Source organism: Stenotrophomonas sp. 3diitr2024, assembly GCF_042136455.1.
Classification (GTDB): Bacteria; Pseudomonadota; Gammaproteobacteria; order Xanthomonadales; family Xanthomonadaceae; genus Stenotrophomonas; species Stenotrophomonas sepilia.
Map to the genome: position 1 here is coordinate 1 of NZ_JBHHMJ010000031.1, position 11,546 is coordinate 11,546.

9 protein-coding genes are annotated in these 11,546 nt (G+C 68.8%); 6 read left to right on the forward strand and 3 right to left on the reverse strand.

Features of this window, described 5'->3' with window-relative positions; translation table 11 throughout:
- Nucleotides 1–153: 153 nt before the first annotated feature.
- Complete coding sequence (gene asnB, locus ABGA94_RS00565; protein WP_053498027.1) at nucleotides 154–2,055, reverse strand: asparagine synthase (glutamine-hydrolyzing); 1,902 nt, start codon at nucleotides 2,053–2,055, stop codon at nucleotides 154–156.
- A 349-nt stretch (nucleotides 2,056–2,404) separates the two neighbouring features.
- On the opposite strand from asnB, the gene ABGA94_RS00570 reads away from it, so the two are divergent.
- Together ABGA94_RS00570 and ABGA94_RS00575 are read left to right on the forward strand one after the other, a co-directional pair.
- A complete protein-coding gene (locus ABGA94_RS00570) occupies nucleotides 2,405–3,094 on the forward strand; it encodes a winged helix-turn-helix domain-containing protein (protein WP_005415149.1) in 690 nt (229 codons plus the stop codon).
- Nucleotides 3,091–4,440 (forward strand): ATP-binding protein, encoded by a 1,350-nt coding sequence (locus tag ABGA94_RS00575; protein ID WP_111126936.1) that lies wholly within the window; start codon nucleotides 3,091–3,093, stop codon nucleotides 4,438–4,440. Before ABGA94_RS00570 ends, ABGA94_RS00575 begins: the two co-directional genes overlap by 4 nt.
- On the opposite strand, the gene ABGA94_RS00580 is transcribed toward ABGA94_RS00575, so the two are convergent.
- The gene (locus ABGA94_RS00580) at nucleotides 4,437–5,906 is read right to left on the reverse strand and encodes a sensor histidine kinase KdpD (RefSeq protein ID WP_111174790.1); all 1,470 of its coding nucleotides are present in this window, start codon (nucleotides 5,904–5,906) and stop codon (nucleotides 4,437–4,439) included. The two genes, ABGA94_RS00575 and ABGA94_RS00580, sit on opposite strands and share 4 nt — an antisense overlap.
- Entirely contained in the window at nucleotides 5,903–6,622 is a 720-nt protein-coding gene (locus ABGA94_RS00585; protein ID WP_005415146.1) for a response regulator transcription factor, read from the reverse strand. The genes ABGA94_RS00580 and ABGA94_RS00585 overlap by 4 nt, the downstream gene beginning before the upstream one ends.
- 145 nt (nucleotides 6,623–6,767) lie before the next feature.
- On the opposite strand from ABGA94_RS00585, the gene msrB reads away from it, so the two are divergent.
- The 4 genes from msrB to ABGA94_RS00605 all read left to right on the forward strand — a co-directional run bounded on the left by msrB (nucleotide 6,768) and on the right by ABGA94_RS00605 (nucleotide 11,487).
- Nucleotides 6,768–7,340, forward strand: a complete 573-nt coding sequence (gene msrB, locus ABGA94_RS00590; RefSeq protein WP_005415145.1) for a peptide-methionine (R)-S-oxide reductase MsrB — start codon at nucleotides 6,768–6,770, stop codon at nucleotides 7,338–7,340.
- 2 nt (nucleotides 7,341–7,342) lie between these two features.
- Nucleotides 7,343–9,115, forward strand: a complete 1,773-nt coding sequence (locus ABGA94_RS00595) for a cytochrome c biogenesis protein DipZ (RefSeq protein WP_375366034.1) — start codon at nucleotides 7,343–7,345, stop codon at nucleotides 9,113–9,115.
- A 14-nt stretch (nucleotides 9,116–9,129) separates the two neighbouring features.
- The gene (gene msrA, locus ABGA94_RS00600) at nucleotides 9,130–9,867 is read left to right on the forward strand and encodes a peptide-methionine (S)-S-oxide reductase MsrA (RefSeq protein ID WP_262222060.1); all 738 of its coding nucleotides are present in this window, start codon (nucleotides 9,130–9,132) and stop codon (nucleotides 9,865–9,867) included.
- Between the two features lie 171 nt (nucleotides 9,868–10,038).
- Nucleotides 10,039–11,487 carry a PLP-dependent aminotransferase family protein gene (locus ABGA94_RS00605; protein ID WP_005415142.1) on the forward strand — a complete coding sequence of 483 codons (1,449 nt, stop codon included), beginning with the start codon at nucleotides 10,039–10,041 and terminating at the stop codon, nucleotides 11,485–11,487.
- The last annotated feature ends 59 nt before the right edge of the window (nucleotides 11,488–11,546 follow it).

Genomic DNA, 11,546 nt, shown 5'->3' on the forward strand with positions numbered 1-11,546 from the left:
TCGAACGCAGGGCGGAGGCCCTTGAGTACGAAGTAAAGGAGGAGGTGACGGCCAACGGCCGGCGCCGGAGGACATTCGTACGCAAGGGCCTCCGCACCGCGCCGCGCAGAACGAATCCGCCACGCGCCACGCAGAACACACCGCGAAGGAACCTCAGCGCCCGCGACCACCGTGCCAGTGCTGGTGCCACGCCTGGAACATCAACACGTTCCACAGGTGCGTGTGCCACTTGCGCTCGCCGCGCAGGAACGCTTCCCAGATGCCGCGCACGCGCGCCGGATCGAAACAGCCCTGATTGCGAAGCAGCTGCGGGTCCAGCAGCGCCTCCGCCCAATCGCGCAACGGACCGGCCAACCAGCGCGCCATCGGCGGGCCAAAGCCGCGCTTGGGACGGTACACCAGCGGCTCGGGCAGGTAGCGTGCCAACAGGTGCTTCAGGATCAGTTTGTGTTCGCCATCGTGGTACTTCAGGTGCTGCGGCAGGCGCCAGGCCAGTCGCACCACCTCCATGTCCAGCAGTGGCGCACGGGTTTCAACGCCCGCCGCCATGCCCGCGCGGTCGACCTTGGCCAGGATGCCCTCGGCCAGATCCATGCGGAAATCCAGCAGCTGGATGCGCGCTTCGGCCGGCAGCGCCGAGTCCTGCTGCTGGAAGATCGTCACCGGTTCACGCGCGCCCAGCACCACCTGCGCCGGCTGCCGCCAGCGGGTCACCCGCTGCAGGTAGTGGCCTTCCACATCGTTGGCAGCAACTTCGGCCACCAAGGCACGCCATCCACCGAGACGACCACGCTCGGCGTTCATGCGGTTGCCGCTGCGCCGCGCCAGGTCGCGTACCCAGTCCGGCAAGCCACCGCACAGGCGCGCATTGCGCAGCGCGCGGCCATAGCTGGGGTGGCCGAAGAACAGTTCATCGCCACCGTCACCGGTCAGCGCCACCGGCTTGCGTGCCCCCAGCAGTTCACTGGCCAGCAGCGTCGGCAGCTGCGAGGCGTCGGCGAACGGTTCGCACCAGACCTGCGGCAGGCGCTGCAGCAGATCCAGGCCCTGGCGCGCGTCCATGCGGTGCAGGTGGTGCTGCACACCCAGATGGCGCGCGACCTGCGACGCCCAGTCGCTCTCGTCATGTCCCGGATCGTCGAAGCCGACCGTCCATGCTTCGATCGGCAGCGTGGATTGGGCCTGCATCATCGCCGTCACCAGCGAGGAGTCGGTGCCTCCGGACAGGAACGCGCCACAGGCCAGCGGCGAGTGCATGCGTGAAGCGATGGCTTTCTGAAGTACCGCCTCAAGCTGGTCGGTGGCCTGTTCCAGGCTCGGCGCCGGTTGCAGCGGCTCCTGCAGTGCACGCTGCATTGCTTCACGTGCGCACCAGTAACGCGCGCCCCCCTGCTCGGCCTGGCTGGAGCAACCCGCGGCATGGTCGCTGAGATCGATGCGCAGCATCGCGCCCGCCACCAGCTTGTGGATGCCGCGGTAGATGGTGTGCGGCGCCGGCACATAGTCGTGACGCAGCAGAAGGCTCAGCGCATCCTGGTCGATGCTTGGTGCGAACCCGGCGAAGGCCTGCAGCGCCTTCAACTCCGAGGCGAACAGGAACTGGCCCTGGTACCAGCCGTAGTACAGCGGCCTCTCGCCCACCGGATCACGGGCCAGCCACAGCACGCGCGACTCGCGGTCCCAGACGCTGAAACCGAAGGCGCCCTCGATACGCGACAGCGCCCGCTGCACGCCCCATTCGACGATCGCCTGCAGCAGCAGCCGTGCATCGCTGCAGCTGCGTGGCAGATCGCGCAACTGCGCCTGCAGGTCAGCGCGGTTGTACAGGCGGCCGTCCAGGCACAGCACGTAGCGACCGCAGTCCGAGCTCAGCGGCTGCAACGGCGTGTCGGTCGGCGCCCGGCAGTGGCCCAGCGCGAGGCCGGCCTCGGCGTCGGTCCAGTAGCCGATGCGGCCACGCCCGCGCTGCTGCAGCGCCCGCAGCATCGGCGCCAGCTGCTGCAGCAACTGCTCGTCCTCGGCGGGCGGCAACCAGGCCCCGACCACGCCGCTCATCGCGAGCCTCCGCACTGGCGGCGGCGGGACGGGTTCAGCAGGCAGGGGGCGGCGGGCGACATGGGGACGGCACGCGGAGCGGAGGAGACTCCATGCTCGGCGCCGGACCGCGCGGCGTCAGTCGCTTTGCTGTCAGCGATCGTCACCCGTCGTATCACGAAGGTAACGTTTTGTAACAGCATCAGGCTATGCTGAACGCCAAGTTGTTGCCGGGACTGAGACCCGGCCCCTGCGCCAGCAACCCCGGCTGAATGGCGCCCGCCCCCGGGACCCGGGCGGCCCGATGGCTGGGATAGCATCGCCGCGCTCGTGCCGTGGCGGTACGTTTGCGCCTACGGAGGCCTTGGAAATGCTGGATATCGTACTGGTCGAAGACGATGCCCGCCTGGGAACGATGGTCAGCGACTACCTGCAACGGCATGGCTACCAGGTGGCCCACGAGCGCAGCGGCGAGCGCGCAGTGGCCCGCATCCTGGCCGAGAAACCAGCCCTGGTGCTGCTCGATGTCGGCCTGCCCGACCAGGATGGTTTCGAAGTGTGTCGGCAGATCCGGCCCCTCTATGACGGCATCATCTGCGTGCTGACCGCCCGCACCGACAACATCGACCAGGTTCTGGGGCTGGAGCTGGGGGCCGACGACTACATCGGCAAACCGATCGAACCGCGGGTGCTGCTGGCGCGGCTGCGCGCCCACCTGCGCCGCCACCGCCGGGTCGAACCGCGTGACGGCAGCCTGCGCTTCGGCGAGCTGAGCATCGACCCGTCCACCCGCAACGTGCACCTGCAGGGCAGCCTGCTGGAGCTGACCACGGCCGAGTTCGACCTGCTGTTCCTGCTGGCCAGCAATGCCGGCCAGATCCTGGACCGCGACGCGCTGCTGCGCGGCCTGCGTGGCATCGCCTTCGACGGCCTGGACCGTTCGATCGATGCCCGCATCTCGCGCCTGCGCCGCAAGCTGGGCGACAACCCCGAGCAGCCGGAACGGATCAAGACCGTCCGTGGCCGCGGCTACCTGTTCAGCCGCTCGGCATGGGGATGAAGCGCACGCCCTCGGCGATGCGCGGCCACGCCTTCCACTTCCTGCGCTACGGCATCGGCTTCCTGGTTGCCCACCTGTTGCTGATCGTGCTGGGCCTGTGGGCCTGGGATGCCCTGCTGGAGGACCGCACCGAAGCCGGGCTGCAGGCCGAAATGCGTGGCACCCATGCCCTGCTGCAGCACCGCTTCGCCGAAACCCCGCGCGACCAGTGGCCCGTGCTGGCACGCGAACTCGACGCCGATTTCGCCTACGCGCTGCGCATGGTGCCGCTGGCTGAGGCAGTGAAGGCGTTGCCGGCCAGCCAACGTCCGCCGTTCAACAACGGCCGCGTGCAGATCGACCTGGAGCACATGCGCAGCCTGCAGCGCATCGGTGACAGCGACTACGCGGTGATGCTGGGGCCGCTGGATGAAGCGCTGCCGGACGAGGGCTGGCAGGACAGCGAAGTGTCGGGCGTGGCGATCCTGCTGCTGATCCTGATGGTGGCGGTGGCATTGCCGATGTACGTGATGGTCTATCGGTTGTGGCGCGACGTCTCGCAGCTGGCGCAGGCGGCCAGGCAGATGCGCGATGGCCAGTTGGACACGCGTGCGCCGCGTGCGGGCACCGCGCTGGTGCGGCCACTGGCCAATGCCTTCAACCACATGGCCGAGCAGCTGCAGCAGCTGCTGGAAAGCCAGCGTGTGCTGGCGCAGGCGGTGGCGCACGAAGTGCGCACGCCATTGGCGCGGATGCGTTTCGGCCTGGCCGACCTGGAGGACACCGCGCTCGATGATGGGCAGCGCGATGCACTGGGCGGATTGCGCACCGATGTGGATCGGCTGCAGCACCTGACCGATGCAGGCGTCGAGTACGCCGCACTGGGCCGCTGCCATCAGCTGACCCGCCAGCGCCTGCAGCTGGCGGCGCTGGTGCGCGGCGTGGTCGCCCAGTTCGCGCCGCTGCCGATGCCGGTGCAGCAGGCGCTGTCGCCGGTGGGCCTGGTCAACGTCAACCGGCATATGCTGGAGCTGGCACTGCGCAACCTGCTCGGCAATGCACTGCGCTACGCGCGCCGGCAGATCCGTATTGCCAGCAGCGTCACTGACGGCTGGCTATGCCTGCAGGTGGAGGACGACGGCCCCGGCATTGCACCCGAACTGCGCGGCCAGGTACTGCAGCCCTACGTCCGGCTGGACCCGGGCAGTCCCGGCTTCGGCCTCGGCCTGGCACTGGTGCAGGTGGTGGCCGACAAGCATGGCGGCCACGTCGAAGTGACCGATTCGGCGCTGGGCGGTGCCTGCATCCGCCTGCACCTGCCGCTGGAAAACGGCGGCGGCATCGTCGAATGCGAAGCGGCCTGCTAGGCCGCCGGTTCCGCACGCGGCAAGGCAAACACGAACAGCGCGCCACGCTCGCTGTTGCGCAGTTCGATGCGGCGGCCGTGCAGCTGCACGATGCGCTGCACGATCAACAGCCCCAATCCGCCGTTCTCGCCGCGCCGCGCGCCCAGCGCGGCCGGTGCCTGGAACAGCTGGGTGCGCAGCGCCGGCGCCACCCCTGGGCCGTCATCAGCCACGCTGACCTCCACGCTGTCGGGAGTCGCGCAAAGGCGCACCTCGATCTGTCCACCGTCGGGTGCATGGCGCAGCGCGTTGTCGAGCAGGTTGGTCAACACCCGTTCGACCAGGCCCAGGTCGGCGCGCACCAGCGGCAGGCCGGGGGGGAACGCTGCGTGCAGCTGCTGGCCGCGCGCCTGTGCCGCCAGTTCGAACTTCTGCAGCACGTCCTGCAGCAGCTCCGGCAGCGCGAACACCTCCCACTCCAACCGCACTTCGCCATGCTCCAGCCGCGCCAGCTCGAACAGCGCGCGCGCCAGCCGGCCGACCTTGGCGCTCTGCGCCAGCGCGATACCGAGATAGCGGCGGCGCTCGTCCGCTGACAGCGTGGCGTCCTTCAATGCCAGCGTTTCCAGGTAGCCATGCAGCGACGACAGCGGCGTGCGCAGGTCGTGCGAGATATTGGCAACCAGTTCGCGGCGCTGCAGGTCCTGATGGCGCAGCTGCTGCCACTGCTCGCCCAGCCGCTGCGCCATCTGCGCGTGCGCATGTTCGAGGATCACCAGCTCGTCGCGCTCACCGGGGCGCAGCGGCTCCGGCGGTGGCAACGGCGTGGGTGCGTCGATGTCGAAGGCCTGGATGCGTCGGGTCAGCCGCCGCAGCGGACGGGTCACCCAGTAGAACGCCACCAGCCCGGCCAGCAGGCCGAGGCCACCGACCAGCACCACCGACCACAGCGTGGTGTTCCACTGGCTGCCGGCGGCAAGATCGTCGGCCAGCATCTGCCGGTGCTCGCCGACCAGCACCACGTACACGTAGCCCGCCGGCCGGCCCTGCACGATCAGAGGTGCCGCGCTGAACACCTTGCGGCCATTCGCGCTGCGCGGGTCATCGCCGAGGATCGGCAACGGCGCACCGGCCAGCAAGCGGCGCAGCGGCGCCACGTCCACCCGGTTTCGCACCAGGTGCCCACTGGGTGCATCGTGGCCGAGGATGCGGCCCTGGTCATCCAGCAGGTAGACCTCGACGCTGGGATTGACCGCCATCAACTGGCCGAACAACGCCCGCACCGCCGCATCACGCATGCCGCTGGTATCCATCAGCTCGCTGCGCTGGGCGATGTGCTCGGCCAGACCCAGCGACAACCGCTGTACCACCTCCTGCTCGTGGCGGGTATTGGCACGCATCTGCAGTGCCAGCAGCGCCATGCAGCACGTCAGCATCAGCGCAGCGGTCACCACTGCCAGCTTCTGCCACAGGTTCGGCTTGATCATGCCGCTGCTCCGGCCGGGTCGACCAGCTTGTAGCCACGGCCCCACACCGTCAGCAGCCGCCGCGGATTGGCCGGATCGGGCTCGATCTTGCTGCGCAGGCGGTTGATATGGGTGTTGACCGTATGCTCGTAGCCATCGTGCTGGTAGCCCCAGACCTGGTTGAGCAGTTCCATGCGCGCGAACACCTGGTCCGGGTGACGGGCGAAGAACAACAGCAGGTCGAACTCGCGCGGGGTCAGCTCCAATGGATTGCCATCCACCGAGGCGGTACGCGCGACCGGGTCCAGCTGCAGTCCCCCCAGCTCGATCGCGCCGGCATCGATGCGTGCGCTCTGCGCCATCGCCTCGGCGCGGCGCAGCAGCGCGCGCACGCGTGCCACCAGTTCCGGCATCGAGAAGGGTTTTGCCAGGTAATCGTCCGCGCCCAGTTCCAGGCCGACGATGCGCTGGGTTTCGCTGCCGCGCGCACTGATGATGATGATCGGCACATACCGCGCCATCGCGCGTGCGCGCTGGCACACCTGCAGGCCGTCCACGCCGGGCAGCATCACGTCCAGCACCAGCGCATCCCAGGGACCTTCCTGCTCGAGCAGGCGCAGGCCGGCATCGCCGCTGGCAGCATGGGCGACATCGTAGCCCTCATCGCCCAGGTGCATGCGCAGCAGGTCGGCGATGTGGGCATCGTCTTCAACGATCAGCACGCGTTTGGTCGACATCGTCAGCTCAAGGCCAGTGGGGAGGCGGGTTGCATTGTGGCGCGGGACGGCCGCCGATACCTCACGAAAAATTGAATCCTGCGTGAGGATTCGTTGACCCGGGCGGGCGCAGCATGGCCCCGTCATCCCCTTCCCGGAGTCCGCCATGTCCTTGTCCCGCCGCCATCTGCTGGGCCTGGGCGGTGTTGCCACCGCCGCCGGCCTGCTCGGCCTGGGGGCCTGCAGCCGCGCCGCCCCGGCCGCCGCCGAAGCGCGCCCGTCGCGACAGTTCGAAGTCATGCACAGCGATGCCGACTGGCGCCAGCGCCTGACCCCGGCGCAGTACGCGGTGCTGCGCCAGCAGGCCACCGAACGGCCGTGGAGCAGCCCGCTCAACAAGGAACACCGCCAGGGCACCTTCGCGTGTGCCGGCTGTGCGCTGCCGCTGTTTTCCTCCTCCACCAAGTTCGAGAGCGGCACCGGCTGGCCCAGCTTCTGGGCGCCGCTGCACAACGCCATCGGCGAAGACCGCGACGTCACCTTCGGGATGCTGCGGGTGGAGGTGCACTGCCGTCGCTGTGGCGGCCACCTCGGCCATGTGTTCAACGATGGCCCACGCCCGACCGGGCTGCGCTACTGCATGAACGGTGCAGCGATGGTGTTCGTTCCCGGCGCCACGGATGGCACTGCCGACGGCTGGCGGGTGCCGGTCGGTTCTTCCCCTGTTTCCGGAGCCTGACGATGCTGCTGTTGCTGCTTGCCTATCTGGGGGGCGCGCTGACCCTGCTCAGTCCCTGCATCCTGCCGGTGCTTCCGTTCGTGTTCGCGCGTGCCGATCGTCCGTTCCTGCGCAGCACGCTGCCATTGCTGCTGGGCATGGCGCTCACCTTCACCGTGGTTGCCAGCCTGGCCGCAGTGGGCAGCCAATGGGTGGCACAGGCCAACCAGGTCGGGCGCTGGATCGCCCTGCTGCTGATGGCACTGTTCGCGGTCGCCCTGCTGTGGCCACGACTGGCCGACCATCTGCTGGCGCCGTTCCAGCGCGTGGGTGCCCGTCTGAGCGCGCGCGCCGACGCCGCGGATGCCGCTGGGCGCGGCGGCGCGTGGACCTCGCTGCTGATCGGCATCGCCACCGGCCTGCTGTGGGCGCCATGCGCCGGTCCGATCCTCGGCCTGGTGCTGACCGGTGCCGCCCTGCATGGTGCCAGCGCTGGCACCAGTGGGCTGCTGCTGGCGTATGCGCTGGGCGCGATCACTGCGCTGGCGCTGGCGGTATGGGTGGGTGGCCGCGTGTTCCGTGCGCTGCAGGCGCGGCTTGGCCTCGGCGATGCACTGCGCAAGGTGCTGGGCGTGGCCGCCTTGCTGGCGGTGGTGGCAATCGGCCTGGGCTGGGATACCGGCCTGCTGACCCGTCTATCCACGGTCAGCACCGCGCGTATCGAGCAGGGCCTGCTGGACGCGGTACCCGGCGCGCAGCCGGCGGCACCACCGATGATGATGATGATGGCCGGTGCCAACGTCGCTGGCGATGCACCGCTGCCGGTCGAGGGCACCCTGCCCGCGCTGGACGGGGCCACCGGCTGGCTCAACAGCCCACCGCTGACGGCCCAGCAGCTGCGCGGCAAGGTGGTACTGGTCGACTTCTGGACCTACTCCTGCATCAACTGCCTGCGTGCGATGCCGTTCGTGCACGAATGGGAGCGCCGCTACCGCGACCACGGCCTGGTGGTGATCGGCGTGCACACGCCGGAGTTCGCCTTCGAGCGTGACCCGCGCAACGTGATGAAGGCGGTGCAGCAGCTGAAGGTCGAGTACCCGGTGGCGCTCGACAACCAGTACACGATCTGGCGCGCGTTCAACAACCGCTACTGGCCGGCGCAGTACTTCGTTGATGCGCAGGGCAACATCCGCGGCCACCAGTTCGGCGAAGGCAACTATGCGCGTTCGGAACAGATGATCCGTCGCCTGCTGACCGAAGCCGGGCAGGCCAACCTGCCGCCGCCTGCCGATCCTGCGGCCGCCGACCTGAAAGGCGTGGCCGTGCAGGCCGACATGGGCAACCTGCGCTCGCCGGAAACGTATCTGGGCCACGCCCGCGCCGAACAGTTCGCCTCGCCCGGCGGGCAGCGCAGTGATGCCGCGTCCGACTACTCCTTGCCGACGACCCTGGCGCTGAACCAGTGGGGACTGTCGGGGCGCTGGACCGTCACCGATGAAGCCGCACAGCTGCAGCAGGCCGGTGGCCGCATTGCCTTCCAGTTCCATGCGCGCGACCTGCACCTGGTGCTGGCGCCCAGCCGCGACGGCAGGCCGGTGCGCTTCCGCGTCTGGCTGGATGGCAAGGCGCTGCCCGCCGCCGATGCCGGTAGTGATGTCGGCGCCGATGGCAGTGGCGTGGTCGACGAGCATCGCCTGTACCAGCTGGTACGCCAGCGCGGCACGGTCGGTCCGCATCGCTTCGAGATCGAATTCCTCGATGCGGGCGTGCAGGCCTATGCCTTCACCTTCGGTTGAACCGGGAGCACATGATGAAACTCTCCTTTGAACAGGGCATCGCCGCCGGTGTGGCCGGCCTGGTGGCCATGGCATTGATTGCCGGGGTGCTGCTGGTCGATCACGGTGCGGCTGCGGCGCCGGTCGAAGCCAGCGCGCAGATCCAGGCACTGCCGGCCCCCACCGGTGATGCGGCGTTCCGCGATGACGCCACCCACGCCAGCGTGGTGTTTGCCGGCGGTTGCTTCTGGGGCGTGCAGGGCGTGTTCCAGCACGTCAAGGGCGTGAGCAATGTGGTGTCCGGCTATATCGGTGGCAGTGCAGCCAATGCGCGCTATGAGCGCGTCAGCGGTGGCCAGAGCGGCCATGCCGAAGCCGTAAAGATTGACTACGACCCGCGCCAGGTCAGCTATGGACAGCTGATGCAGGTGTTCTTCTCGGTCGCGCACGATCCGACCCAGCTCAACCGCCAGGGTCCGGACCACGGCAGCCAGTATCGCTCGGCGATCTTCAGTGATGACGCCCGCCAGCAGGCGGCCAGCCGTGCCTACATCGCCCAGCTCGGCCAGGCCGGCAGCTACCGCGCACCGATCGTCACCCAGCTGGTCAGCGGCCAGCGCTTCTATCCGGCCGAGAGCTACCACCAGAACTACATGACCAACTACCCGCAGGCCGCCTACATCCGCTACTACGACGCACCGAAGCTGGCGGCCCTGGCCAGGCAGTTCCCGGCGCTGTACCGGCGCGAGGCGGTGCTGGTGCCGATGCGCTGACGGCATTTGCCCTGGGGCTGATCGGTGCTCGGCTCTACACACAAAAAAAGACGCACGGCGGTCCCGCCGTGCGCTTGGAATGCGCCAGCCACGCCCCGATCAGGCCCGGCCGACGACGACATGCTAGGCTCGCCATCATCATGGGTACAGAACCAGATGGCGGGATGTTCGATGGATACAGATGACCAGGCCACGATGATCCCTCCACGCTACCAGCGGCTCTCCGACGAACTGGCCGAGGCCATCCACGGCGGTCGCCTTCCGGTCGGCAGCCGCCTGCCCTCGCTGCGGCAGATGGCGTCGCAGCGCAGGCTCAGCCTCAACACGGTGATCGCCGCCTATCGCCAGCTGGAAGATGCCGGCCTGGTCATTCCGCGGCCCAAGGCCGGCTTCGAGGTGGCGCCGCGGCTGTCGGTGCCGGAACGATCATTGCGCGATGCGCCCTCGGCACCCACCGCACCGCTGCAGCAGGTGCTGATGGCGCGCGTGCTGGAAGCGCAGCGCCGGCCGGGTGTGGTCGACCTGGCCTTCGCCGGCCCGCGTGGTCGCCAGTTCTACCCCGGCGCGCAGTTGGCCAAGCACACCGCGCAGGTACTGCGCCATGGCCAACAGACGGTGGAGACCTACGCGCGCCCGAATGGTTCACCGCGGCTGCTGGCGCAGATCGTGCGCCGCAGTCCGCGCATGGGCCTGCACACCCACGCCGAGCGACTCCTGCTGACCCATGGTGCGATGGAAGCCCTGCAGCTGGCATTGCGCGCGGTCACCCAGCCCGGTGATGCGGTGGGCATCGAGGCGCCGTCCTACTTCAACCTGTATCCGTTGCTGGCCAACCTCGGCCTGCAGGCCATCGAGTTGCCCACCCACCCGCAGCACGGACTGGATGTAGATGCACTGGATGCGCTGCTGGAGCACACGCCGCTGGCCGCACTGGTGGTGATGCCGACCGTGCACAACCCACTCGGCTGCACCATGCCGACCGCCGCCAAACAACGCTTGGCCGAGCTGGTCAACGCACGGCAGCTGCCCCTGATCGAGGATGCGGTGTACGCCGAGCTGCAGTTCTGCGAGCCACCGGCACCCTTGCTGAAAGCCTTCGATCGCGATGGCTGGGTGATGGTGGTCGGTGGCTTCTCAAAGACACTGGCGCCGGATTACCGCATCGGCTGGCTGGATGGCGGCCGCTTCGCAGAGCGCATCGCGCTGCTGAAGTTCCAGTCCACCGGCGGCGAGCCGCAGCTGCTCGGCGATGCGGTGGCCGCGTATCTGGAAGCAGGCAGCTACGAGCACCATCTGCATCGCATGCGCCGCCTGTACCGCGAACAGGTGGGACGGCTGCGCCAGCTGGTAGCCGAGCATTTCCCGGCAGGCACCCGCGCCACCGAACCACAGGGCGGATTCCTGCTGTGGCTGGAACTGCCGGGCGTGGACACGCGCGAGCTGTTCGAGCGAGCGTTGCAGGAGGACATCGTGTTCATGCCCGGCCAGGTCTATTCGCGTGGTGCGCGCTATCGCCACTGCCTGCGGCTGTCGTGCTGCCAGAGCCTGGATGCGCGCTTCATCGGTGCGGTGGAACGGCTGGGTGCGATCGCGCGGGAGCTGGCAGCTGCAGCACGGTAGTGCCGGCCGCTGGCCGGCAACTGCACGGACGTGATTCATCGAGGTTGCCGGCCAGCGGC